The sequence below is a fragment of the Actinomadura violacea genome, from assembly GCF_017573465.1.
GTDB lineage: Bacteria > Actinomycetota > Actinomycetes > Streptosporangiales > Streptosporangiaceae > Spirillospora > Spirillospora violacea.
On sequence record NZ_JAGEPF010000013.1, the window covers coordinates 49,232 to 71,718 of the forward strand.

At 72.6% G+C, this 22,487-nt stretch carries 25 protein-coding genes and 2 tRNA genes; 10 read left to right on the forward strand and 17 right to left on the reverse strand.

The features are described from left to right. Positions 1-2 precede the first annotated feature (2 nt). The 9 genes from J4709_RS21385 to J4709_RS21425 all read right to left on the reverse strand — a co-directional run bounded on the left by J4709_RS21385 (position 3) and on the right by J4709_RS21425 (position 6,522). Positions 3-1,463 carry a DHA2 family efflux MFS transporter permease subunit gene (locus J4709_RS21385; protein WP_208243460.1) on the reverse strand — a complete coding sequence of 487 codons (1,461 nt, stop codon included), beginning with the start codon at positions 1,461-1,463 and terminating at the stop codon, positions 3-5. 67 nt (positions 1,464-1,530) lie between these two features. Next, positions 1,531-2,121, reverse strand: a complete 591-nt coding sequence (locus J4709_RS21390; protein ID WP_208243462.1) for a TetR/AcrR family transcriptional regulator — start codon at positions 2,119-2,121, stop codon at positions 1,531-1,533. A 122-nt stretch (positions 2,122-2,243) separates the two neighbouring features. Then, on the reverse strand, positions 2,244-3,320 hold the full coding sequence (locus J4709_RS21395; RefSeq protein ID WP_208243755.1) for a UDP-N-acetylmuramate dehydrogenase: 1,077 nt from the start codon (positions 3,318-3,320) through the stop codon (positions 2,244-2,246). Between the two features lie 73 nt (positions 3,321-3,393). Then, positions 3,394-3,819, reverse strand: coding sequence for a MaoC family dehydratase (locus J4709_RS21400; RefSeq protein ID WP_208243464.1), 426 nt, complete (start codon positions 3,817-3,819; stop codon positions 3,394-3,396). Beyond that, a complete protein-coding gene (locus tag J4709_RS21405) occupies positions 3,819-4,256 on the reverse strand; it encodes a MaoC family dehydratase N-terminal domain-containing protein (protein WP_208243466.1) in 438 nt (145 codons plus the stop codon). The genes J4709_RS21400 and J4709_RS21405 overlap by 1 nt, the downstream gene beginning before the upstream one ends. 297 nt (positions 4,257-4,553) lie before the next feature. Continuing rightward, a complete protein-coding gene (gene rpmG / locus J4709_RS21410) occupies positions 4,554-4,718 on the reverse strand; it encodes a 50S ribosomal protein L33 (protein WP_026404241.1) in 165 nt (54 codons plus the stop codon). Between the two features lie 117 nt (positions 4,719-4,835). Further along, a tRNA-Met gene (locus J4709_RS21415) sits at positions 4,836-4,909 on the reverse strand. A gap of 320 nt (positions 4,910-5,229) precedes the next feature. Beyond that, positions 5,230-5,302, reverse strand: a tRNA-Thr gene (locus tag J4709_RS21420). Positions 5,303-5,394: 92 nt separating this feature from the next. Next, positions 5,395-6,522: an acyl-CoA dehydrogenase family protein gene (locus J4709_RS21425; RefSeq protein WP_208243468.1), complete on the reverse strand. Its 1,128-nt coding sequence runs from the start codon at positions 6,520-6,522 to the stop codon at positions 5,395-5,397. Positions 6,523-6,612: 90 nt separating this feature from the next. On the opposite strand from J4709_RS21425, the gene J4709_RS21430 reads away from it, so the two are divergent. After that, on the forward strand, positions 6,613-7,647 hold the full coding sequence (locus J4709_RS21430) for a hypothetical protein (RefSeq protein WP_208243470.1): 1,035 nt from the start codon (positions 6,613-6,615) through the stop codon (positions 7,645-7,647). Here J4709_RS21430 and J4709_RS21435 read toward each other — a convergent pair. Further along, complete coding sequence (locus tag J4709_RS21435) at positions 7,644-8,366, reverse strand: protein phosphatase 2C domain-containing protein (RefSeq protein ID WP_307801407.1); 723 nt, start codon at positions 8,364-8,366, stop codon at positions 7,644-7,646. The genes J4709_RS21430 and J4709_RS21435 overlap by 4 nt on opposite strands. Positions 8,367-8,498: 132 nt before the next feature. After that, the gene (locus tag J4709_RS21440) at positions 8,499-8,861 is read right to left on the reverse strand and encodes a DsrE family protein (protein ID WP_208243474.1); all 363 of its coding nucleotides are present in this window, start codon (positions 8,859-8,861) and stop codon (positions 8,499-8,501) included. A gap of 228 nt (positions 8,862-9,089) precedes the next feature. Between J4709_RS21440 and J4709_RS21445 the strand changes: the two genes are divergently transcribed. The 4 genes from J4709_RS21445 to J4709_RS21460 all read left to right on the forward strand — a co-directional run bounded on the left by J4709_RS21445 (position 9,090) and on the right by J4709_RS21460 (position 11,879). Then, complete coding sequence (locus J4709_RS21445; RefSeq protein ID WP_173098529.1) at positions 9,090-9,575, forward strand: heme-binding beta-barrel domain-containing protein; 486 nt, start codon at positions 9,090-9,092, stop codon at positions 9,573-9,575. 319 nt (positions 9,576-9,894) lie between these two features. After that, positions 9,895-10,311: a Fur family transcriptional regulator gene (locus tag J4709_RS21450; RefSeq protein WP_208243476.1), complete on the forward strand. Its 417-nt coding sequence runs from the start codon at positions 9,895-9,897 to the stop codon at positions 10,309-10,311. A 9-nt stretch (positions 10,312-10,320) separates the two neighbouring features. Beyond that, positions 10,321-11,301: a CAF17-like 4Fe-4S cluster assembly/insertion protein YgfZ gene (ygfZ, locus tag J4709_RS21455; RefSeq protein ID WP_208243478.1), complete on the forward strand. Its 981-nt coding sequence runs from the start codon at positions 10,321-10,323 to the stop codon at positions 11,299-11,301. An 80-nt stretch (positions 11,302-11,381) separates the two neighbouring features. Further along, positions 11,382-11,879: a hypothetical protein gene (locus J4709_RS21460; protein ID WP_208243479.1), complete on the forward strand. Its 498-nt coding sequence runs from the start codon at positions 11,382-11,384 to the stop codon at positions 11,877-11,879. Positions 11,880-11,928: 49 nt separating this feature from the next. Here J4709_RS21460 and dtd read toward each other — a convergent pair whose 3' ends face one another. Next, positions 11,929-12,354, reverse strand: coding sequence for a D-aminoacyl-tRNA deacylase (gene dtd, locus J4709_RS21465; protein WP_208243480.1), 426 nt, complete (start codon positions 12,352-12,354; stop codon positions 11,929-11,931). 20 nt (positions 12,355-12,374) lie between these two features. Here dtd and J4709_RS21470 point away from each other — a divergent pair, with 20 nt between their 5' ends. Beyond that, positions 12,375-13,202 carry a beta-keto acid cleavage family enzyme gene (locus tag J4709_RS21470; RefSeq protein WP_208243481.1) on the forward strand — a complete coding sequence of 276 codons (828 nt, stop codon included), beginning with the start codon at positions 12,375-12,377 and terminating at the stop codon, positions 13,200-13,202. 114 nt (positions 13,203-13,316) lie between these two features. After that, a complete protein-coding gene (locus tag J4709_RS21475; RefSeq protein ID WP_208243482.1) occupies positions 13,317-14,285 on the forward strand; it encodes an asparaginase in 969 nt (322 codons plus the stop codon). A 67-nt stretch (positions 14,286-14,352) separates the two neighbouring features. Here J4709_RS21475 and J4709_RS21480 read toward each other — a convergent pair whose 3' ends face one another. Genes J4709_RS21480 through J4709_RS21490 form a run of 3 tightly spaced genes read right to left on the reverse strand, consistent with a single transcriptional unit; the run spans position 14,353 to position 16,783 of the window. Next, positions 14,353-14,775, reverse strand: a complete 423-nt coding sequence (locus J4709_RS21480) for a hypothetical protein (protein WP_208243483.1) — start codon at positions 14,773-14,775, stop codon at positions 14,353-14,355. 44 nt (positions 14,776-14,819) lie between these two features. Beyond that, positions 14,820-16,049: a CynX/NimT family MFS transporter gene (locus J4709_RS21485; RefSeq protein WP_208243484.1), complete on the reverse strand. Its 1,230-nt coding sequence runs from the start codon at positions 16,047-16,049 to the stop codon at positions 14,820-14,822. Beyond that, positions 16,046-16,783: a FadR/GntR family transcriptional regulator gene (locus tag J4709_RS21490; RefSeq protein ID WP_208243486.1), complete on the reverse strand. Its 738-nt coding sequence runs from the start codon at positions 16,781-16,783 to the stop codon at positions 16,046-16,048. Before J4709_RS21490 ends, J4709_RS21485 begins: the two co-directional genes overlap by 4 nt. 121 nt (positions 16,784-16,904) lie before the next feature. Between J4709_RS21490 and J4709_RS21495 the strand changes: the two genes are divergently transcribed. Then, the gene (locus tag J4709_RS21495) at positions 16,905-17,318 is read left to right on the forward strand and encodes a hypothetical protein (protein ID WP_208243488.1); all 414 of its coding nucleotides are present in this window, start codon (positions 16,905-16,907) and stop codon (positions 17,316-17,318) included. A gap of 145 nt (positions 17,319-17,463) precedes the next feature. On the opposite strand, the gene J4709_RS21500 is transcribed toward J4709_RS21495, so the two are convergent. Beyond that, the gene (locus J4709_RS21500; protein ID WP_208243490.1) at positions 17,464-19,224 is read right to left on the reverse strand and encodes a DUF2207 domain-containing protein; all 1,761 of its coding nucleotides are present in this window, start codon (positions 19,222-19,224) and stop codon (positions 17,464-17,466) included. Positions 19,225-19,266: 42 nt separating this feature from the next. Between J4709_RS21500 and J4709_RS21505 the strand changes: the two genes are divergently transcribed. Together J4709_RS21505 and J4709_RS21510 are read left to right on the forward strand one after the other, a co-directional pair. Then, a complete protein-coding gene (locus tag J4709_RS21505) occupies positions 19,267-20,223 on the forward strand; it encodes a neutral zinc metallopeptidase (RefSeq protein ID WP_208243492.1) in 957 nt (318 codons plus the stop codon). A gap of 120 nt (positions 20,224-20,343) precedes the next feature. Further along, positions 20,344-20,640: a YiaA/YiaB family inner membrane protein gene (locus tag J4709_RS21510; protein ID WP_208243493.1), complete on the forward strand. Its 297-nt coding sequence runs from the start codon at positions 20,344-20,346 to the stop codon at positions 20,638-20,640. Between the two features lie 138 nt (positions 20,641-20,778). On the opposite strand, the gene J4709_RS21515 is transcribed toward J4709_RS21510, so the two are convergent. Further along, positions 20,779-22,443 (reverse strand): carboxylesterase/lipase family protein, encoded by a 1,665-nt coding sequence (locus J4709_RS21515; protein ID WP_208243495.1) that lies wholly within the window; start codon positions 22,441-22,443, stop codon positions 20,779-20,781. Positions 22,444-22,487: the final 44 nt, after the last annotated feature.

Genomic DNA, 22,487 nt, shown 5'->3' on the forward strand with positions numbered 1-22,487 from the left:
GATCAGGAGACGGCGGGCTCGGGCTCGGTCTCGGGCGCAGTCTCCGCGGGCGCCATCTCCCCTGAGGGCGCCGTCTCCGCCGAGGGCGCCTGCTCGGCGTGGGTGGGGAGGGCGGGGATCAGGAGGGCGGCGACGGATCCGGCGGCGAGGGCGGCGGCGGCCAGCCAGAGGGCGGGCTGGAGTCCGTCGGTGAACGCCTGCGGGGTGGTGAAGCCGCCCTTGGCGGCGAAGACGGCGCCGAGGACCGCGATGCCGAGGACGGTGCCGAGCTGGCGCAGCGAGTTGCTGACGCCGGAGGCGACGCCGACCAGTTCGGGCGGGGCGAAGCCGAGGACGGCGCGGGCGATGGGCGGGAAGAACAGCCCCATCCCGATGCCGGCGAGGACGAACGCGGGGATCATCTCGCCGTAGGTGGCGGTCGGCGACAGGACGGCGGCGAGCCAGCCGAGCCCGGCGGTCTGGAACGCCAGCGCGAGGGCCAGGACGTTGCGGACGCCGATGCGGGCGATGAGCGGCGCGGTCAGCGGGGCGACGAGCAGCGGCATGCCGGTCCACGGCAGGGAGCGGACGCCGGCGCCGAGCGGGCTCATGTGCAGGACGCCCTGCATGAACTGGATGAGCAGGAACGTCGCGCCGAACATGGCGAACGACATGATCAGCGAGAGGGCGTTGACGACGCTGAACCCGCGGCTGCGGAAGATCCGCATCGGCAGGACGGGGTCGGCGGTGCGCAGTTCGCGGACGACGAAGGCGACCACCAGCACCGCGCCGGCGATCATGGAGCCGAGGACCTGGGCGCTGGTCCAGCCGTGCTCGTTGGCGCGGACGAGCCCGAGGACGAGGCCGAGGACGCCGGCGGCGACGAGGACGGTGCCGGCGAGGTCGAGGCGCTTGGCGGCGCCGCGGCTCTCGGTGAGGAACCCGGGGGCGAGGGCGAGCAGCACGGCGCCGACGGGGACGTTGATCCAGAAGACCCACTGCCAGGTGGCGGCCTGGGTGACGGCGCCGCCGAGGACGGGGCCGAGCGCGACGCCGAGGCCGCTCATCATGCTCCACGCGGCGAGGGCGACACCGCGGCGGGCGGGCGGCACGGCGGCGGCGAGGAGGGTGAGGGTCAGCGGGGTGACGATCGCGCCGCCGGCTCCCTGGACGGCGCGCGCGGCGATGAGGACGCCGATGTTCGGGGCGAGCGCGGCGGCGGCGGACGCGCCGGTGAAGACGGCGAGGCCGCCGATGAACAGCCGGCGGCGCCCCCACCGGTCGGCGATGGCGGCGGCCGGGAGCAGCAGGACGGCGAAGCTCAGCGTGTAGGCGTTGACCGTCCATTCGAGGCCCTCGAGGCCGGTGCCGAGGTCGGTGCGGATGTCGGGGAGGGCGTTGGTGACGATGAGGTTGTCGAGCGCCACCATGAACAGCGCGATGCCGGTGACGATGAAGGTGCGGAGCGGATGCGGCTTCTTCATTAGTTATCACTCACTAACTTCGAGGGGTAAAAAAAAATCGGCGCCGGCCGGCGGCGCGGGCGTCCGGCTACCGCTCCTCTCCCGTGTCGACGGCGTCCGGGGCGGCGCCGCGCAGCCCCTCCGCCCAGTCGCGCAGGGACTCGGGGAGCTCCGGGCCCGGCGTGTAGGGGACCTGGAACGCGGTGAGCACGTTGACCAGCATGCCGACCGCCATGAACCGGGTGACCTCCGCCGGCTCCGCGCCGGACACGTCGGAGATGAGCCGCCACAGCCGCGCCCACCGGGCGTGCCCGATGCGGCCGATCTCCTCGTCCCCCACGGCGGCGGCGTAGATCTGCAGCTGGAAGCGCAGGAGGTGCGGGTCCTCGGCGAGGATGCGCCGGTAGGCGTCGGCCATCTCGGCGGTCGCGTCCGTGCCGCGACGGCCGCCCGCCGCCTCGCGCAGCAGGGCCTCGATGTCGGCGAAGCAGCGGTCGACGGCGGCGAGGAAGAGGGCGCGCTTGCTGGGGAACAGCCGGAACATGTACGGCTGGGAGACGCCGACGCGCTCGGCGATGGCCGCGGTGGACGTGCCCTCGTACCCGCCGCGGGCGAACTCGGCCACCGCGGCCTCGATCGCCATCTCGCGGCGCTGCTCGGCGCTCATCCTCGGGCTCATGGAGAGAAAGTTAGTGGTCGATCACTAACTTAGTCAAGCGCCGAGGAGGACATCATCTTGTCGTCCGGTTCGGCGAAGAAGACGGGTCGGCAGGGCGGTGGCGCCGATCCGCACGGCCGGGATCAGAGGCTGACGCCGACCATCACGGGCTCGTTCACCAGCTCGACACCGAACGCTTCGCAGACGCCCGCGCGGACCTCGCGGGCCAGGGCCAGCAGGTCCGCGGTGGACGCCCCGCCCGCACCGCCGGGGTTCGTCAGCGCGAGCGTGTGCTTGGTGGAGATCCGCACCGGGCCGAGCGCGTGGCCCTTCGCGAACCCGGCCTTGTCGATCAGCCAGGCGGCGGACGTCTTGGTCCGCCCGTCCGCCTCCGGGTAGCGCGGGAACGCCGCGTCCGGGCCGAGCCGCTCGGCGACGCGCCGCTCCAGCCCGGCGAGCTGCCCGGCGGTGAGGATCGGGTTGGTGAAGAACGATCCGGCGCTGCGCGAGTCGGGGTCGGCGGCGTCCACGACCATGCCCTTGCCGCGCCGCAACTCCAGGACGGCGTCGCGCGCCTCCTTGAGCGACACCCGCTCGCCCGGCTGCACGCCGAGGCGCTTCGCCAGCTCGGCGTACTTGATCGGCTGCGACTCCTCGGTCTCGCGAAGCGCGTACGTCACGTCCAGCACGACGTACCGGTCGTTGCCCTTGAACACGCTGTGCCGGTAGGTGAACCGGCACTGGTCGCGGTCGAGGATCACGCACGAGCGCGCCTGACGGTCGTAGGCGCGGACCTCCACGATCGTCTCGCTGACGTCCTGCCCGTACGCGCCGACGTTCTGGATCGGGGTGGCGCCCACCCGGCCCGGGATCCCGGACAGGCACTCGACGCCGGCCAGCCCGTCCGAGACGCAGCGCGCCACGAACGGGTCCCAGTCCTCGCCGGCCCGGACCCGGACCAGCACGGTGTCGCCGTCGCCCGCGGTGCGCTCGACGCCTCGGGCGCCGACGTGCACGACGGTCCCGGGGAACCCGTCATCGGACACCACGAGGTTGCTGCCGCCGCCGAGCACCAGCACCGGCTCGCCCGCGTCGTCGGCCTTGCGGACCGCCGCGACCAGCTCGTCCTCCGACGTCGCCTCGACGAAGCGCCGCGCCGGGCCGCCCAGCCGCAGCGTGGTGTACCCGGCCAGGTTCACCTCTTCCGCGAACACCGCCACCGTGCTGTCCCCTCCCCGTACGTGCACGTCCGCACCGGCCGGACACCCGGCCGGTGCGTGCTCCCGGCGCGCCTCAGGCGAGCCGGACGACGGCCTTGGCGCGCGTGAGGACCTTCTGGTCGTTCGACCTGGCGGTGAGCGCCACGACGACCTTGCCGTCGTCGAGCTTCTCCTCCACCTTGCCGCTGATCTCCAGGGTCGCGCCGCCCTCGTCGGGCACCACGACCGGCGAGGAGAACCGTACCCCGTAGTCCACCACGGCGCCCGGATCGCCGACCCAGTCGGTCACGTACCGGCCGCCCTGCGCCATCGTGAACATGCCGTGCGCGATCACGTCCGGCAGCCCGACGGCCTTGGCGAAGCTCTCCCGCCAGTGGATCGGGTTGAAGTCGCCGGACGCGCCCGCGTACATCACCAGGTTTGCGCGGTCGATGGCGTAGGTCTGCGCGGGGAGCTCGGTGCCGACCTCGACGTCGGCGTAGTTCACCTTCGCGGTCATCAGGCCCCCCGCTCCACGATCGTGTTGTAGGACTTGCAGATCAGCTCGCCCTCGACGGTCTTGACGTCCGTCTCGATGACCAGCTTCTCGTTGCTGCCGATCGACTTGATCTCGGTGATGGTCGAGGTGCAGGTCACCACGTCGCCGGCGCGCATCGGCCGGGTGTACTCGAACCGCTGCTCGCCGTGCACGACCATCGCGTAGTTGAGGTTCAGGTCCTTGTCGGCGAGGCCCGCGTTGCCGAGCGACACCACGATCGGGAACGTCGGCGGGGCGACGACGTCGGGGTGGCCGGCCGCCTTCGCGGCCTCGCGGTCGCGGTAGATCGGGTTGGGGTCGCCGATGGCGTCCGCGAACTCGCGGATCTTCACGCGGCTGACCTCGTACGGCTCGGTGGGCGGGAAGCTCCGCCCGATGAAGTCGCGGTTGAGTGCCATGCAGTCCGTCCCTCCAGGTCCCGGCGGGGCCGCGCGGCGGCGTCGCCCCCGGTCCGGGCACGCTTACAACGTCTCGACGGACCGTAACAGAACGACGTTCAGCCCGCCCCCGCGGGTCTCACCGCGAAGACGGGCTGATCGATGTCAGGGCAAGCCGTGCCAAGAAGTTGTTCGTGCACTCGGACGGCGCTTAGAAGGCCGTCCGGGACCGCTGGTTAGCGGGTCTCCCGGTGTGGACGGTGGGTCCCGGCCCCGTGCGGAAGCGCAGCGGGCAGTACTTCGCCGTCCGGACCCTGGTTAGCGGGTCTCCCGGTGCGGACGGTGGGTCCGGCAGTTGGGGCAGTACTTCTTGATCTCGAGGCGGTCCGGGTCGTTGCGCCGGTTCTTCCGCGTGATGTAGTTGCGGTGCTTGCACTCCTGGCAGGCCAGCGTGATCTTCGGCCGTACGTCGGTGGCAGCCACGATGGAGTGCCTTTCTGAGCTAGGAACATGGACTACGCATCCCGGCCGCCCGATGAAGGGCGGCCGGCGATTCGACCCAGCCCTGCTCACCCCCGCGGGGGTGAGAGAGATGGGTAGTAGCGAGGGCCGGACTTGAACCGGCGACACAGCGATTATGAGCCGCTTGCTCTGCCTGACTGAGCTACCCCGCCGCGCTGGTCGGTGTGGACCGGATTGCAAGGATACCGGACGCTCACCTGACCTCGGAAACGCGAATTCCCGGACGATGAGTCGGGGAACCGGCGTTCCATGGGCCCGCGGCCGTCCCCCAGAGTACCCGGTGGATGTGGGTGACCTGACGAACGCCCTGCTGGAACCGGTGGGACGGTATCACAGGGGCCGGTTTGGAGCGAATCGGTCCGCGGCCGCACGTCCCGGCGCGCGGGGAGGTTCTCCCCTTGCGCGGGCCGCGGCCCCGGGAACGACGAAGGCCGCCGTCCGATGTGTTCGGATGGCGGCCATGGTGCCGTTGAGCCCCTTTACGGAATCGAACCGTAGACCTTCTCCTTACCATGGAGACGCTCTGCCGACTGAGCTAAAGGGGCTTGCGTCGTTCGCGCAGGGAAAACGATACACGGACTCGGGACCGCGCGCGAACTGGAATCCCCCGGACCCCGCCGGCAGGCGTCTCCGCTGGTCAGCGCAGCAGGGTGCGGGCGATGACGAGCTGCTGGATCTGGCTGGTGCCCTCGTAGATGCGGAACAGCCGCACGTCGCGGAAGAACCGTTCGACGGAGACGCCGCGCATGTAGCCCATGCCGCCGAAGACCTGGACGCCGCGGTCGGCGACGCGTCCGACCATCTCGGAGCAGAAGTACTTGGCGCAGGACGGGCCGAGCTTGGTGTCCTCGCCGGCGTCGTAGGCGCGGGCGGCCTCCAGGACCATGGCGCGGCCGGCGTACAGCTCGGCTTGGGAGTCGGCGATGAGGCCCTGGATGAGCTGGTAGTCGCCGATGGCGCTGCCGCCCTGGCTGCGGTTCTTGGCGTACTCGACGGTGTCGTCGAGGATGCGCTGGGCGAGGCCGACGCAGAGGGCGGCGATGCTGACGCGTCCGTGGGCGAGGGACGCCATGGCGGTGCGGAACCCGGTGCCCTCGGCGCCGACCATCGCGGTCGCGGGGACGCGGACGTCGTTGAGGAACACCTCGGCGGTGTGGGCGCCGCGCTGGCCCATCTTCTGGTCGGCGGGGCCGACGCTGAGGCCGGGGGTGCCGCTCTCGACGAGGAACGTGGAGATGCCGCGCGAGCCGGCGCCGCCGGTCCGGGCGAAGACCATGAAGACGTCGGCTTCGGGGGCGTTGGTGATGAACCGCTTGGCGCCGTTGATCACGTAGTCGTCGCCGTCGCGGACCGCGGAGGTGGTCAGCGTGCTCGGGTCGGAGCCGGCCTCGGCCTCGGTGAGCGCGAACGCGCCGACGATCTCGCCGGACGCCAGCCGCGGCAGCCAGCCGGCCTTCTGCCCGTCCGTGCCGGAGTTGACCAGAACCTGCCCGGCGATGCCGTTGCTGGTGCCGAACATGGAGCGGAACGCGGGGCTGGTGTAGCCGAGCTCGAAGACGAGCCGGACCTCCTCGCTCAGCGACAGGCCGAGCCCGCCGTACTCCTCGGGCAGGGCGTACCCGAACAGGCCCATGTCCCGGGACGTCCGCCGCAGCGGCTCCGGGATCTCGTCGGTCTCCTCGATCTCCTCCTCGCGGGGGACGACCTCGTCGCGGACGAAGCTGCGGACGGCCTTGAGCACGTCGGCGAAATCCTGTGACTCCATGCCGACATTCTAGAATTCGGTTCCAAGATGTTCGTGCGGCGCCCCCGCCGATGTTCGCGCGGCTCCCCCGCTGTGCCAGGGTGATCACCTATGAGTGCGGCGCTCCAGCAGGTCGCCGACGAGATCGTCCGCGCGGCGCTCGTCGAGGACCGCTCCTTCGGTGACCTCCTCCCCCGGCTGATGCGGGAGGCGCAGGCGGCGACCGTCGCCGCCAAGTCCGCGGTGCTGCCCCGGCTGGCCGAGGGCATCGCCGAGGCGCCGGTGAACCTCGGCGGGTGGCTCGCCGTGGTGTCCGGCTCGTGGATCGAGGAGGGCGCCGACCCCGACCCGGTCGGCCGCGCGCTCGTCCACCGGCTCACCGAGACGATCGCGGCGGCGCTCGCGTTCGGGAAGGCGTGGGAGGAGGCCACCGGCGGCAAGCCGCCGGACATGGAGGAGGAGCAGCCCTCCCAGCAGGTCTTCGACACCGTCCGGCCGGTGCTCGGCGACGGCACGGTGACCGCGATGATGTCGTGGTTCGCGCTGCCGCAGTTCGCGATGGCGGGCAGCACCGTGCTGCAGATGTCCCCGGCCACCCGCGCCGGCCTGGACGACCGCGACTTCCGCGCGTTCGCCGCCGGCGAGGCCGCCCGCCACCTGCCGCACCTGGAGCACGTGCAGGCGCTGATCCGGGTCCTGGACGGCGAGCGGATCCTCGTCCTGGACCGTGCCACCCGGCACGGCTGGACGGTCACCGTCGGCGGCATCGGCGACAACTTCCAGCTGCACGTCCTGCTCGGCGGCGCGCTGATCGGCCGTCCCGGCGGCATGCCCGGCACCCCGCCCGGCGGGGACATCGTCGCGTGCTTCCTGGACGCCCCCGCCCCGCCCGGGCCGCCGATCGCCTCCAGCCCGTGGAACCTTGTGGACGCCCACGGCGAGTGGATCTACAACGAGGGCGTGCCGGCCGACATCCCGGCCGTCAACGGCACCCGCGTCGTCGTCCTCGACCCGCCGTCCTACCAGCGCACCTTCCCGGCCGGACGGCGCTTCCCGCTGATGCCCGCGACCCTGCGCGTCGACGGCATGCACCTGCCGGAGGACCTCACGGGGTGGTGGCCGCACATCGCCGCCGCCACGCGTTAGAACCGGACGAGGACTGCGGTGGCGTCGTCGTGGCGCTTGCCGCGCGCGAAGGTCTCCGACTCCTCCGCGACCCTGGTCCGCCGGACGAGTTCGCGCGGGCCCTCCTCGTCCAGGACGCGCAGGAGACCGTCCCAGTCCAGCCGGCCGAACCGCTCCACCAGCCGGGACGCGCCGTCGCTCAGCACCGCCGCCCGGCGCAGCCCCGCGACCGGGACCTCGCCGGTCAGCCCCTCGTACGCCGCCTCCGGCTTCGTGCTCGCCACCCAGAACCCGCCGGGGCTGTTGCGCGCCTTGCGGACGGCCTCCAGGGTGTAGCTCGGCAGCCGGTCCACCCGGTCGTCGCGGATCACCCGGACCTCCCCGACGTCCAGCACGATCGGCGAGTCCGCGAGCACGAACCACTCCACCGCCCCGCCGCGCCGGCGCAGCAGCGACACCGTCGCCGACGGGCTGTCCGGGTTCTCCAGGTCGCAGGTCCCGGTGTGCGCCTCGCCCGTCACCTTGATCGCCTCGGCGACCAGGTCCGGCAGCGGCTTGCCGTCCTCCATCGCCATCCGCGCCGCGATCTGCCCGCCGAGCCGCCGCACGAGCCAGGCCGGGTCGTGCGCGCAGCCGCTGTCCACCCCCGCCGGCGCCGTCGCCCCGTCCAGCAGCACGACCCACCCCGGGCCGGCCGCGACGAAGTCCTCGTTCGGCCGTCCCGGCGTCGCCTCGCTCACATAACTCACCTGCACGAAGCCAGGTCTACCCGCTCTGACCGCACCTGCCCGAAACGTCCAGGAAATCCTCACCCTCCGTCCCGGGAACCTCGCTCGGGACGGGGCCGGCGGAGACCGGCAGTGGGGACGGGGTCAGTAGACGAGCGCCTGCACGTCCGGTGCGGTGATCTCCTCGACGAACGTCGGGGCGCCCGCGATCCGGATGCCGGGCAGGACGTCGTCAGGGCCGATGTTCCGGCGCGCGGCGCACTGCGTGCAGAGCGTGACGCGCCCGGCGGCGAGGATCACGGCGAGCAGGTCGTCCAGCGGCGTCGCGTGCTCCAGTTCGAAGCCGGCGGCGCGGCCGGGCAGGGAGAACCACGCGGACTCGCCCGTCAGCCACAGCGAGATGGGGACGCCACTGGCCGCCGCGGCCGCGGCCACCGTGAACGCCTGGTTGCACCGCTCCGGCGCGTCCGCCCCCGCCGTCACCTTGATAACCAGAGGTCTCGCCATAAGGCGACTCTAGCCCCGCGCGCCCGCGTAGCATCGTGCGGCGTGGGCGGCATGGTGAACGCGGGTGTCCTGGTCCTCGCTCTCGCGCTGGTGGCGGTGGCGGCCGTCCTGCTGGCGGTGCGGCTCAGCCGCCTGAAGTGAGCCGCCGCCCGGAACGGCCGGCGGGCGTGCACGCGTCCGCGCCGCGGATGGAGCGATGATCCGCCCGCGCCGCTACGCTCGGTGCTCATGGAGTTCGAACTGCACCCCGACCTTGAGCCGCTGAAGTTCCTCCTGGGCACGTGGGAGGGCGCCGGCGTCGGCGGCTATCCCACGATCGAGGGCTTCAACTTCGGGCAGGAGATCTCCTTCACCCACGTCGGCAAGCCGTTCCTCGTCTACGCGAGCCGCAGCTGGCTGATCGAGGAGGACGGCACCCTCGGCCGCCCGCTGGCCATGGAGACCGGCTACTGGCGCCCCCGCCCGGACCACGGGGTCGAGGTCACGCTGTCGCACCCGACGGGCATCGTGGAGATCTACGTCGGCAACGTCGCGTTCAACCGCGTCGAGCTGCAGACCGACGTCGTGGCGCGCACCGAGTCGGCCAAGGAGGTCACCGCGGGGTCGCGCCTGTACGGCATCATCGGCGAGGACCTCGGCTGGGCCTACGACATGGCCGCCATGGGCCAGCCGCTCCAGTCGCACCTGTCCGCGCAGCTGAAGCGCGTCGGCTGACGGCCCGGGCCCATAGAGGCCCGGAAATGGAACGATCCCCGGACCTTCCCGCGGGTGCGGGGCGACGGACAGGACTGGTCCATCGGTCCGGGGATCGGGTAACTGCCTGGTATTCGCCGGTCACCGTCGCGACCGGTTGCCACCGCCCGGAGGCGGCGGCGCCGAGGCGGAACGGCGACTAGCGGACAGTCACCTCGCGAGTCCCAGAATCAACCATTTCTTGGACCACCTCCTTTCGCGCGTACTCCGCACGCTATGCGAGCCGCGGCCGTCGGGGCAAACGAGTTTTCGGCGGGCCCGTCCGGCATACACTCGGGGTATGGTCGAGTCGTGGCAGGAGGAGCTGCGGGCCAAGGGGTACCGGGTCACCCCCCAGCGGCAGCTGGTGCTCGAGGCCGTCACCAACCTCGAGCACGGGACCCCCGAGGACATCTGCACCGAGGTGCAGCGCACCGCCCGCGGCGTGAACATCTCCACCGTCTACCGGACGCTGGAGCTGCTGGAAGAGCTGGGCCTGGTCAAGCACGCCCACCTCGGCCACGGCCCGCCGAACTATCATCTGGCCGCCGAGGCCGAGCACATCCACCTGGTGTGCCGCGGCTGCCACACCGTCCAGGACGTCGCCCCTAAGGCCGCCGCCGGTCTGGCGGAGGTGCTGGAGCGCGATTTCGGGTTCGAGACGGACGTGCACCACCTCACGGTGTACGGGCGGTGCAAGGACTGCCGCGCGACATAGTCTGGCTCCATGGAGAGCCCGCTGCTGCAGTCGCCCGGGGCCGTCGCCACCGATGAGCCCGACCAGGAAGTCGCCGCGCACTACGGGGAGCCGTCGCAGGAGCAACGCGCGCTGGAACGCGGCGCGGCGTTCGTCGACCGCGGCGACCGCGGCGTGGTGCGGGTCTCCGGGCCGGACCGGCTGAGCTGGCTGCACAGCCTTCTGAGCCAGCACCTGGACGGGTTGAAGCCGTTCGAGCCGACCGAGGCGCTGCTGCTCAGCCCGCAGGGCCACATCGAGCACCACATGTTCCTGATCGACGACGGCGAAGCCGTGTGGATGCACGTCGAGCCCGGGCGGGCGCCCGCGCTCGCCGAGTTCCTCGACCGGATGCGGTTCATGCTGCGCGTCGAGGTCGCGGACGTGTCCGATGAGTACGCGGTGATCACCGGACCGCAGGACGGCGGCCTCGCGTGGCCGGACGTCGCGGGCACCTTCACCCGGATCGTCCCGCGGTCGGACGGCTTCCCGGACGGTCTCCGGCCCGCCGGCATCTGGGCGTACGAGGCGCTGCGGATCGCCGAGCGGCGCCCCCGGTTCGGCCTCGACACCGACCATCGGACGATCCCGCACGAGGTCGGGTACGTCGAGACGGCCGTCCACCTGAACAAGGGCTGCTACCGGGGCCAGGAGACGGTCGCGCGCGTCCACAACCTGGGGCGCCCGCCGCGGCGGCTGGTGTTCCTGCACCTGGACGGCAGCGTCGACCGGCTGCCCGCGCACGGCGACCCGGTCGAGGTCCCGGGCGGGCGGACGATCGGGTTCGTCGGGTCGGCGGCGCGCCACCACGAGCTCGGGCCGATCGCGCTGGCGCTGGTGAAGCGCAACGTGCCGGTGGACGCGGAGCTGCTGGCGGGCGGCGTGGCCGCGGCCCAGGAGGTCGTGGTGTCGCCGGACACCGGCGCCAACGCGCAGATCGATCTCCGGAGGCGCCCGGCAAATCGGGGGTAAAGCGGCGGCCCGCGGGGCAAAATCGTCTGATAACGACGATTTCTGACCGGCCACCGCCCGGGGAAGGTGGATTCCTGCCGATGGTCGCGAACCTGGGGAGAGAGAAGCCGCCGGCCGCGCGCCGGGGCGCCCGCCGCCGCCGTCCCCGCCGGGAGTCCGCCCTGCTGTGGTGGGCCCTGTTCGCGGCGGTCGCCGTCGCCGCCTGGTACCTGCACTCCTGGCGGGTCGCGCTGCTCGGACTGCTCGGCTGGTGCCTGTACGAGTTCCTGCTCGTCCCGACCCTGTGCCGGGTGCTGACGCGTCAGGGAGCCCCGTGCGTCGAGCGCGCGCGCGGACGGCTGTTCGCATGCGGCCGGAGCCACCAGCACGTGAAGAACGACGCGCTGTGGAAGCTCATCGGCATGCGCAACCCGTCCCGCAGGAAGCCCGACCCGGAAGACGGATCCCGCGACACCGGGGTGGTCGTCCACTCGGCGGACGTGCGCGGACGCCTCGTCCCGGCCGACCGGTCGATGATCCTGCTCGCGGGCGCGGGGACGGTCGCGAGCGTCGTCGGGATGCTCTACGGGTTCGGCTGACCGGCGCCCGCGGGCGCCGGTCATCGGCTGAGGGGTCCGCGGGCTCCGTTCAGATGTCGACGACGAGGGTGATCGGGCCGTCGTTGACCAGCGCGACCGCCATGTCCGCCCCGAACACCCCGGTCTCGACCTTCGCGCCGAGCGCGCGCAACTCCTGCACGACCGCGTCCACGAGGGGCTCCGCCACCGGGCCGGGCGCCGCCGCCGTCCACGTCGGACGCCGGCCCTTCCGCGCGTCCCCGTACAGTGTGAACTGGCTCACCACGAGAAGCGGCGCGTTCAGATCCGAACACGACTTCTCGTCCCTGAGGATGCGCAGGCCCCACAGCTTGGCCGCCATCCTGCGGGCCTTCGCCTCGTCGTCGTCGTGCGTCACCCCCACCAGGACCATCAGGCCCGGCTCGTCGATCCGCCCCACGACGCGCCCCTCCACGGACACGCTCGCCTGACCCACCCTCTGGACTACGGCACGCATGACCATGCATTCTGCCGCTTATGGGAGCAACGACGCTCATCACGGTGGCGCCCACGGGCGCGGAGTCCGCCAAGGCGGATGTCCCGGCCCTTCCCGTCACCCTGGATGAACTGGTTCAGACGGCCAAGGAATGCGAGGCGGCCGGCGCGGCCGTCGTCCACGTGCACATCCGCGACGACGACGCGCGGCCGACGCTCGACCCGTCCCGGCTGCGGGACACGGTCGCGGCGCTGAGGGAGAGCACGGGCCTTATCGTCCAACTGTCCACAGGGGGCGCGGTGACCGACCCCTATGAGGACCGCCTGCGCGTCCTGGACGCGGCGCCCGACATGTGCTCGCTCACCTGCGGGACGGTCAACTTCGGCGACGACGTCTTCATGAACCCGTGGACGTTCATGGTGGAGCTGTACCAGCGCACCCAGGAACTCGAAGTCGTGCCCGAGTTCGAGCTGTTCGACCTCGGCCAGGTGGCGTCCCTGCACCGCCTGCTGGACAAGCACGGACTCCCGTACGGCGGCCACGTGCACTGCGACCTCGTCATGGGCGTCCCCGGCGGCATGCCGGGCGACGCGCGCACGCTGGTCGCGGCCGTCGAGGCGCTCCCCGAAGGGGCCACGTGGTCGGCCACCGGCATCGGACGCACGTCCCTGCCCGTCCTGTTCGCCGCGCTCTCGGCGGGCGGGCACCTGCGGGTCGGCATGGAGGACACGGTCACCTTCGCCAAGGGGCAGCCGGTGACCGCCAACGTGCAGCTCGTGGAGCGCGCCGCGTCCGCCGCCGCTCTGGCACAGCGCCCCGCGATGCCCGCCGCCGACGCCCGGGCCCTCCTCGGCGTCAAGCGCCGCTGACCGGTTCGGTTATCCACAGAACACGGTTCGGGTTCACTTCGGTGCGATGGGTAACCACCATGGTGACACGCGGGCCCGCAGCGGCCCGCGTTCACCGACGACAGGGGGGGCGCAGTGCAGATCAATCCCGTACTTGTGGAGGTCGAGCGGTCCGGGTTCGTGGAGTCGCGGCACCGCGGCGCCGCGATCGGCCTCGGCGCCGACGGCGAGCCGGCGGTCCGCGCCGGCACGCCGGAGGAGCCGGTCTTCCCGCGCTCGGCCAACAAGCCGCTGCAGGCCGTCGCGATGCTGCGGTCCGGCCTCGACCTCGACGGCGAGCTGCTGGCCCTCGCGGCCGGCAGCCACTCCGGCGAGGACTTCCACGTCGAGGGCGTCGAGAAGATCCTCGCCGGCGCCGGCCTCGGCGCCGCCGACCTGCGCTGCCCCGTGCAGTGGCCGCTGGACCAGGAGACCCAGCAGGAGGTCGCGCGGACGGGCGGCGGCCCGTCCCGGTTCCGGATGAACTGCTCCGGCAAGCACGCCGCCATGCTCGCCACCTGCGTCGCCGCGGGATGGCCCACCGAGGGCTACCTCGACCACGGCCACCCGCTGCAGCTCGCCGTACGGGCCGTCGTCGAGGAGCTCACCGGCGAAACGGTCGGCGCGGTCGGCGTCGACGGCTGCGGCGCGCCCCTGTTCGCGGTGTCGACGGCCGGCGTCGCCCGCGCGTTCCGCGCGCTCGTCGTCGCCGCCCCCGGCACCCCCGAACGCCGCGTCGCCGACGCGATGCGCGCGCACCCGCAATGGACGTCCGGCACCCGCCGCGAGGAACGCCTGCTCATGGACGCCGTCCCCGGCCTGCTCGTGAAGTGCGGAGCCGAAGGCGTGGACGCCTTCGCCTTCACCGACGGCCGCGCCGGCGCCGTCAAGATCGACGACGGCGCCATGCGCGCCCGCACCCCGGTGACCGTCGCCCTCGTCCGCGCCCTCGGCATCGACCGCACCGGCGCCCTCGACGACCTGGCGACCGTCCCCCTCCACGGCGGCGAAGCCCAGGTGGGAGCCATCCGCCCGGCCCCCGAAGCCTTCCCGCCACCCCCCTGATCGCCCATCCCGGGGGTTGTGAAAGGCCCCGGCGGTGGGCCGGGGCCTTGACGGGGCTGGGATTCGGTCAGCTGCCGTGCTTGCGGTCCTTCAGGGACTCGACCTCGTTCTTCAAGGTCTGCGCCTCCTTGATGATCTTGGCGCGTTCCTTGAGGGTCTTGTTGGCCAGGCCCCTGCCGGTGGGGACGCGGGGCTCACGGCCCGGCTGCGGGTTCTCGTACCGGAACTCCTCGTCCTGCTCGGACGTGGGCGGGTAGCTGTGCGAGAACATGCCCGGGCGGTAGTAGTACAGGCCGCCCTGCTCCATGCCGCGGTGGTTGGTCTGGTCGTTGCGGCGCTCCGGGTGGACCTTCCTGGACGACGCGGTGACCGTGACGTAGAGCCAGGCCAGCAGGCCCACTGTCGCGAGCACCGGAATGATCCATGCCCAGAAGATCGGCCCGGTGGGGTCCGCGGTGCTGGCGTGGACCATGGCGAACATCCCGTCCACCTCCCGATGGTCGGCCGTTGCGGGGACGACTACGGGTGTGTCCGTTAATTCGCCGCATTAACCTCGGGCGCCGGTATTGGAGGTGGTGAGCCGAGGGTGCGGATGCGTCCGGCGGGCAGGCCGGGGACGGCGAGCGCCCCGCAGACCGCGAGGACGGCGATCATCGGGACGGTCCACCCGCCGGTGGCGTCGTGCAGGGCGCCGATGGCGAGGGGGCCGAGGGCCGCGATGATGTAGCCGACGCCCTGCGCCATGCCGGACAGCTGCGCGGCGACGCCCGCGTCGTGCGCGCGGAGCCCGATGAACGACAGCGCGGTGGCGAACCCGAGGCCCTGGCCGACACCGAGGACGACCGCCCACAGCCACACCGTGCCGATCGGCGCCCAGGCCGTCCCCGCGAACCCGATCGCGCACAGCGTGCACGTGAGGGTCACGAGGGGGCGCTGGTCGCGCATGCGGCGGGCCAGGATCGGGACGCCGAGCGAGCCGACCGCCTGGATCGCCGCGGTCAGCGCCAGGACGTAGCCGGCGGCGGTGTCGCTCATCCCGCGGTCCTGGCAGATCGTCGGCAGCCAGCCGAGCACGACGTAGGCCAGCAGCGACTGGAGGCCCATGAAGACCGTGACCTGCCAGGCCAGGCCCGTCCGCCACACCAGGCGGGCGGCGCCCGGCGGGGGAGGCGCGGACGGCGCCGAGCGCGCGGCGCGGGAGGCCCGCACCGCTTTCGGCAGCCAGATCAGGCCCGCGATCGCGGCGGGGACCGCCAGCAGCCCGAGCGGCAGCCGCCACGAGGAGCCGAAGGCGTCCTCGGCCGGCACGGCCAGCCCGGACGAGATGGACGCGCCGCCGCTGACCGCCAGCGTGTACACGGCGGTGACGGTGGTGATCGAGGCCGGGTGGTCGCGCTTGATGATCGCGGGCATCGCGATGTTGCCGATGCTGATCGCGATGCCGGCGACCAGCGACCCGGCGAACAGCGGGAAGGGGGCGTCCAGCAGCCGGAGCAGGAGCCCGGTGATCAGCAGGGCCATCGCGGCGACCAGCAGCGTCTCGCTGCGCGGCGGCCGCCGCAGGAAGGGGGCGACCAGGCCGTAGGAGCCGAAGAACGCCAGCGGCAGCGTGGTGAGCGCGCCCGCGGCCGTCCCGGACAGGTGGAAGGCGTCCTGGATCTCGGTCAGCACCGGACCGACCGCGGAGATCGCCGGCCGCAGGTTGACCGCGACCAGGACGATCAGCAGCACCGATCCGATCAGCCCGGTCCGCCGCGCCGTCACCGCTCCTCCCCGTGGCCGAGCAGGGCGTCCAGGACGGCGAGGGTCGGTTCGACGACCGCGGCGGCGGCCCGCGCTGCGGCGTCCGCGTCGGAGGCGATGATGGCGTCCAGGACGGCGCGGTGCGCGGCCGGGCCGGCCTCCGGCACCTCGTGGTCGAGGCGGACGGCGCGCATCGTCTCGCCCAGGCGGACGATGAAGAACCGCATCGCCTCGATGAGCACCGGGTTGGCGCTCGCCTCGGCGACGCCGAGGTGGAAGCGGGCGTCCGCGGCGCCGAACTCGGCGGCGCCGTGCTCGTCCGCGCCGGTCGCCTCGTCGCGAGCCCGCAGCAGTTCCTCGAGCCGTTCCAGGTCGGCGGGGGTGCGGCGGCGTGCCGCCAGCCGCGCCGCCTGCACGTCGTAGGCGAGCTGCACCTCGAAGACGTCCCGCACCGTCGCGTGCGCGACGCCACCGAGGAGCGGGCGCGGGTCCGCGCTGCTGCGCACGTAGGTGCCGTCACCGCGGCGCACCTCCAGCACGCCGCAGTGCGACAGCGCCCGGATCGCCTCGCGGACGGCGGGCCGGCTCACGCCGAGCTGCGCGGCGAGGTCCAGCTCGCCGGGGATGCGCTCGCCGACCGCCCAGGAACCGCCGCTGACCTGCTGCTGGAGCTGGTCGAGCACGGCGTCGACGGTCGAGCCGCTCGGGACGGGACTCAACGCCACCATGACCTCCCTCTGTAAGATGTCAGACATCTTACGAAACGCTCCCGCGGGCGGGAGGCTCGGGGGGCCGTGCGGGGGCGCGGGTCCCGGGCGTCCGGACGGTTGAAACCCGGACAGCGGGTACCGACCTGGGGCGAGGAGGTGTCGCCACATGCTCGGCAGTTCCGTTCACATCGGGGACATCTACCTGTACACGATCGGCCCGGTCGTGATCTTCCTGGCGATCGCCGGCTGGCTCTTCCTCACGATCTTCGCCTCGAAGGAGCGCCACCGGTCGGCGGGCCGGGACCCGCAGATGCCGAAGCGCGGCGACGTGACCGGCGGCATCCTGCGCGGCAGCCCGTCGCAGCGCAACCGGCGCGACCCGGCGCTCACCCCGGCGGAGCGGGAGCTGGCGCACCTGGAGGCCGAGCGGGAGGAGGCGGCGCGCCGGGAGGCCGCCGCACGCGACGCCGCCGAGCGGGAACGCGCCGCGAACGCGCGCGCCGCCGCCACGTGGCGCAAGATCGGCCCGCTCCGCTGGATCCACAAGCGGCACGCCGGGAACATCCGCCAGGCCAGGTGAAGGACGGATCCCCCCGAACGCGGCGCCCGCCGGAACGGACCACACCCACCCCACGGCCGGCGGGCGCCGTTCGAGCCCGCGGCGGGCGCCGAGACCCCTCCCGGCACCCGCCGCGGGTCCGCCCACGCCCGCCGCGGGGTCGTGGTCAGAGGCCTCGGGACTGGGAGATGGAGCCGGACGTGGCGAGGGTGAAGGTGCGCATCGACTCGGCGAAGTTGGACAGGTCCCACTCGGCGGGGCCCTCGTACCAGTAGAGGTTGTCGGCGCCCTCCGCGCGCTCGCCGGCGTCCTTGACCGTCTCGGCCCACTTGCCGACGACGTCGAACACGACCGCGTACGGCAGGAAGCGGGAGAACAGCGCGATGCGCTGGCGGGACGCGACGTCGTCGCCGTCCGGGATCGCGCCGCGCTCCAGGAACGCGCGGAACCCGATCGTGTGCGCGAGGACGGTGGAGCCGCGCGCGGTCTTGGCGGGCATGTACTGGCCGCCGTAGGCGAGCGCGGCGCCCGCGATGATCAGCGCGAGGCCGGCCAGCGCCCATTCGGTCGTGACGGCGAGCGCGACGGTCGCGGCGATGCCGAGGACGGTCAGCGCGATGCCGAACACGGTCCAGCGGGACCGGACGGTGTCGGGCCGCCGCGCGAACCAGCCCTGCTTCACCACGTCGTCGTACATGGCGGCGCGCACCTGCGCGAGCTTCGTGGCGAACGTGCCGCCGAGCTCGGACAGCTTCACCGCGTCGCGGGGCGCGCCGTCGCGGCCGGTCATCAGGGCGTCCAGCAGGATCCGCTCGTAGGGGAGCAGGTCGACGACGGGACGGTCGAGGCGGCGCAGCGTCCAGTCGAGGCGGCCGGTGCGGGCCCGGTCCTCCTCCTCGATCAGCAGGTAGCCGCGGACGGCGAGGTCGACGATCGTGGCGGTGACGTCGATGACGTCGGCCTGCTCGTCGATCAGCGTGCCGATCTGTCCGGGCCGGACCCCGTTCGGCGGCTCGAACTCGGTGCCGACGACCGGCGCCTGGTCGCCCGCGGAGGCGTGCTTGCCGACGACGCGGGCGTCGCGTCCGCGCAGCAGGTAGAGGGCGAGGACGCCGCCGCCGAGCAGCACCAGCAGGCCGAGCAGGACGCCGCCGGTGACCGCGTTGACGGAGAACGCGGTGGCGACCGTGTGCCGCCGCTCGTAGATCGCGTGGCCGCCGGTGGTGCCGGGCGGCAGCCCGGCGACGACGGTGAGGTACTCGCCGGGCAGCATCTCGCGCTGGGTGTAGATGCCCTGCGTGTGGGCGTGGTTGGTGTAGTACTGCGTGCAGCCGATGGTGCTCTCGAGCGGCCCGGCGAAGCAGTTGACGCTGCGGATCATCGCGGTGGCGTCGACGGTGGCGGTGGCCTCGTCGACGGGGACCCGCCAGCCGCCGGCGGCGGGCCAGCGCAGCTCCTCGGCGGAGCCGAGCTGGTCGATGGCGCCGCGCAGGTCGTATTCGAGGACGACGGTGTGCGCGCCGGTCAGCTTGCCGCCGGACACCTTGACCTTGGTGTCGGTGTCCCCGGACGAGGTGGAGACGCGGGTCGGGCCGCCGTCGGGGCTGGTCGCGCGGAGTGCGGCGAGCTGGTAGACGCGGTCCTGGGAGACGCTCTCGTGGGTGCGCGTCGGGAACGTCCGCTGGAATCCGGAGCCCCCGGCGAACTGGTAGACGATCGTCTCCTTGACGCGGACCACGCCGCCCTTGCCGGGGGTGAGGGCCACGTCGTCCTTCAGCACCCGCTCGGCCGCGGCGGCCTGCCGCGCCGGGGCCGCGGGGCGCGCGTCCGCCGATGCGGATGCGCAGGTCGCGACGGGGATGAGGGAACCGGCCGCCAGCGCGAGCACCACCGGTCGCAAACGACACAACGCCGCAAGAGCAGACATGGCCGCAAATGGTATCGGCAATGCGTGCGATGATTCTGCGCTATGGCAGGTCAATACCCCCCGCCGCCGGCGCCTCCGTACGGTCCGCCTGCCTACGGTCCGCCGCCGCAGTACCGGTACGTCCCGGCGCGCAGGCCGCCGCGCCGCAGCGCGGGCGGGACGATCACGGGGATCTTCGGCGGGCTGACGGCGGTCGTCGTCCTGGGCATCCTCGGGTTCTCGCTGTTCGGCGGCGAGGGCGGCATCGGCACGCACGTCCGTTCGGCCGCGCCGCGGACGGCGTCGCGCAGCACGGCGACCGACAACAAGCTGTACGCGACGGGCGCGCTGACGCCGGTGCACTGCGTCCTGCCCGGTCTGGTGCCGGGCTCGGCGTCGATGCGCCGGTTCATGAACGTGTTGAGCGACTGCCTGGACGCGTCGTGGAGCAAGCAGTTCAAGAAGGCCGGGATGCGGTTCGACACCCCGAACCGGGTGTTCTGGCAGACGCCGGGGTCGAGCCCGTGCGGGAGCTATCCGGCGCCCGGCGCGTCGGCGTTCTACTGCCCGGCGAACAACACGATGTACGTGGGCCTGACGAACGTGGTGGAGACGTCCGGCGGTGAGCCGCTGTCGCACTACGCGGTGTTCGCGCGGGTCATCGCGCACGAGTACGGGCACCACGTCCAGGACCGCGCGGGCATCCTGCTGTACGGCGACTCCGAGATGGAGAAGGGCGACACCGCGACCCGGACGGAGGCGAGCCGCCGCATCGAGCTGCAGGCGCAGTGCCTCGCGGGGTCGTTCCTCAGCTCGGAGCGGGCGACGCTGCCGATGACGCAGGCGCAGTACACCGCGATGATCATCGATGTGCGGGGGCGCGGCGACGAGCGGCTGCCGCCCGACCAGCGCGACCACGGGTCCGGGCGGCACTACGCGGGCTGGGTGATCGCCGGGTTCAAGGGCCGGGACCTGTCGGTCTGCAACACCTGGACGGTCCCGCCCTCCGACGTGAGCTGAGCCCCGCCGCGCCGGCCGCCGCCCCGCGCGGGCGCGCACCCCGCGCGGGCGCGCACTACTCACCGGTAGTTGAGCACCGGTACTCATGCCCGGCGCGCGCCGCCGCCGCAGACTCGTGGCATGACGAACTCCACTCCGCCCGCGCAGGCGGGCAGCGCCGCGTTCTTCGTCCAGGCCGCCATCTCGTTCGCGGTCTCCAGCATCGCCGTCGCCGCCGGCGTGATCTACCTGCCGGTGAGCGCGTGGGTCCGGGCGTTCCTGGCGCTCGGCCTGCTGTACGTGATCACCTCGACGTTCACGCTGGCCAAGTGCGTCCGGGACCGCCAGGAGAGCCACGCGGTCACCAGCCGCGTCGACCAGGCCCGGCTCGACAAGCTGCTCGCCGAGCACGACCCCTACGCCACCCCGTCCCTGTGACCCGAGGCCCGTCCGTCCGCCCGTCCGAGCGCGCAGAGCACCCGGCCTCCCGCCTGCCGGGTGCTCTGCGCGTTTCGGGACCGGAATGACAGCGGCCACCATCACCCTCTGGTCAATCGACGCCAGGGGCTCGCCGGGTCACGAACCGATGGTCTTCCAGAAGGCGCACTGGTGTTCCGCGCTGCGGTCGGTCCGGCCGATCGTGGTGGTCGCGAGTGATTGCACCCAACCGTCGCCCTGGAAGGGCATCCAGCGGGGTCGCCCGCTGCCGTTGGGGTCTCCGGTGGCGGCGAACCGGGTCCAGTAACCGATCATGGTCGTGGAGAGCCGTTGCTGGGCAGGCGTCTGCGGGCCGGGGAGCTGCTCGTCGTTGAACAGGTACTGCAGTTCGGCTCCGTGGAACGCGCCGGTGGGGAAGTTGGGTTCGGGCAGGGTGCTGAACCACGGCGCCGTCTCGTCCGCGAACTCGTAGGAGTAGAGCGCGGTGTGCGCGGCGAGTGCGCGGTCCCGGTCCTGGGCGGTGCATCCCCAGGCCCAGTCGGTCACGACCGCGGACAGCGCCTCGCCTGCGGAGTGGAACTTGGCGACCGGATACCGGGCCAGGACTCGCCGCAGGTCGGCCGGGCTGAACAGAGCGGCGAGCTGCTCGCGGTAGCCGTGCGGAGTGGTGACCTTTCCGGTGGCGGCCTCGATCGCCGCGGTGAACAGGCGGTGTTCGTCCCGAGTGGTTCCCTGCATGACAGGGACACGGTTGAAGCGACCGGTCGCGAAGGCGCGCTCCGGGCTGATTGGCAGGAAACCCCCACCGACGGTGGGACCCGACCCGACACCGACGTCGGACAGCTTGGCCAGTTCGCTGACGGGCTTGGCGCGCAGGCAGGCCGCCGCGGTCGCCGGGTTGGTGCAGCCGACCTTGGCCGCCACCTCGAGACCGTTCTTCTGACGGACGGCGCGGGGCAGCGGGAACCAGGTCGGAGGCCCCGGCGACCACTTCTCACCGGTGCACTGCGCGCTCTGCACGATCGCCCGCTGGAACAGCCCCGCCGATGTCGGCGCGGCGAGCTGGGCGCAGACGCTGGTCCCGCCCGCGGACTCGCCGAAGATCGTGACGTTGCCGGGGTCGCCGCCGAACGCCGCGGCGTTACGCTGCACCCAGCGCAGTGCGGCCTGCTGGTCTTCGAGACCGAAGTTCCCGGACAGGTTCCGGGCCTTGCCGTGGTCGAGTGCCGGGTGGTCCAGGAATCCGAAGACTCCGAGCCGGTAGTTCGGGCTGACCACGATCACGTCGCCGCCGGCGGCCAGCCGCTGCGCGCCGTACAGGCTGCCGGCGCCGCTGAGGAACCCGTTGCCGTGGATCCACACCATCACCGGCAGTTTGCGTTTCCCGGCGGCGCGCGGCGTGGTGACGTTGAGGAACAAGCAGTCCTCTGTCGTGCTGGGCTCGTCGATCAGCCCGGCGGCCTGGGCGCAGCGGTTGCCGGGCTTGGTGGCGTCTCGCACTCCCCGCCACGGCTTGGCCCGTTGCGGCGAGGCCCAGCGCAGGTCGCCCACCGGTGGCGCGGCGTACGGAATCCCCTGGAACACCCTGGCAGTCGAATCGACCCTGCCGTGGACGGCGCCGGCATCGGTCCGGACCACGGTAGAGGCGGCAGGGCCGTTGCCGCCGCGGTCCGGTGACAGCGCGTCGGCCGCCCCTCCGCCGGCGATCGAGCTCGAGAGCAACGCCGCGGTCAGCAGCACCACCAGACTGCCGAGCCGTTTGGCGCGCCGGCCCGGCGCGCGGTGTCGATGCAGCGGTTCCATGTCGCACTCCCCCTGACGACCCTTATTTGTGTGTGGGTCACACT

Coding starts and splice junctions, on each gene's coding strand:
- J4709_RS21385 (WP_208243460.1), bottom strand. CDS start 1,463: ATGAAGAAGCCGCATCCGCTCCGCACCTTCATCGTCACCGGCATCGCG.
- J4709_RS21390 (WP_208243462.1), bottom strand. CDS start 2,121: ATGAGCCCGAGGATGAGCGCCGAGCAGCGCCGCGAGATGGCGATCGAG.
- J4709_RS21400 (WP_208243464.1), bottom strand. CDS start 3,819: ATGACCGCGAAGGTGAACTACGCCGACGTCGAGGTCGGCACCGAGCTC.
- J4709_RS21405 (WP_208243466.1), bottom strand. CDS start 4,256: ATGGCACTCAACCGCGACTTCATCGGGCGGAGCTTCCCGCCCACCGAG.
- J4709_RS21425 (WP_208243468.1), bottom strand. CDS start 6,522: ATGGAGTCACAGGATTTCGCCGACGTGCTCAAGGCCGTCCGCAGCTTC.
- J4709_RS21430 (WP_208243470.1), top strand. CDS start 6,613: ATGAGTGCGGCGCTCCAGCAGGTCGCCGACGAGATCGTCCGCGCGGCG.
- J4709_RS21440 (WP_208243474.1), bottom strand. CDS start 8,861: ATGGCGAGACCTCTGGTTATCAAGGTGACGGCGGGGGCGGACGCGCCG.
- J4709_RS21445 (WP_173098529.1), top strand. CDS start 9,090: ATGGAGTTCGAACTGCACCCCGACCTTGAGCCGCTGAAGTTCCTCCTG.
- J4709_RS21450 (WP_208243476.1), top strand. CDS start 9,895: ATGGTCGAGTCGTGGCAGGAGGAGCTGCGGGCCAAGGGGTACCGGGTC.
- ygfZ (WP_208243478.1), top strand. CDS start 10,321: ATGGAGAGCCCGCTGCTGCAGTCGCCCGGGGCCGTCGCCACCGATGAG.
- J4709_RS21460 (WP_208243479.1), top strand. CDS start 11,382: ATGGTCGCGAACCTGGGGAGAGAGAAGCCGCCGGCCGCGCGCCGGGGC.
- dtd (WP_208243480.1), bottom strand. CDS start 12,354: ATGCGTGCCGTAGTCCAGAGGGTGGGTCAGGCGAGCGTGTCCGTGGAG.
- J4709_RS21470 (WP_208243481.1), top strand. CDS start 12,375: ATGGGAGCAACGACGCTCATCACGGTGGCGCCCACGGGCGCGGAGTCC.
- J4709_RS21490 (WP_208243486.1), bottom strand. CDS start 16,783: ATGTCTGACATCTTACAGAGGGAGGTCATGGTGGCGTTGAGTCCCGTC.
- J4709_RS21495 (WP_208243488.1), top strand. CDS start 16,905: ATGCTCGGCAGTTCCGTTCACATCGGGGACATCTACCTGTACACGATC.
- J4709_RS21500 (WP_208243490.1), bottom strand. CDS start 19,224: ATGTCTGCTCTTGCGGCGTTGTGTCGTTTGCGACCGGTGGTGCTCGCG.
- J4709_RS21505 (WP_208243492.1), top strand. CDS start 19,267: ATGGCAGGTCAATACCCCCCGCCGCCGGCGCCTCCGTACGGTCCGCCT.
- J4709_RS21510 (WP_208243493.1), top strand. CDS start 20,344: ATGACGAACTCCACTCCGCCCGCGCAGGCGGGCAGCGCCGCGTTCTTC.
- J4709_RS21515 (WP_208243495.1), bottom strand. CDS start 22,443: ATGGAACCGCTGCATCGACACCGCGCGCCGGGCCGGCGCGCCAAACGG.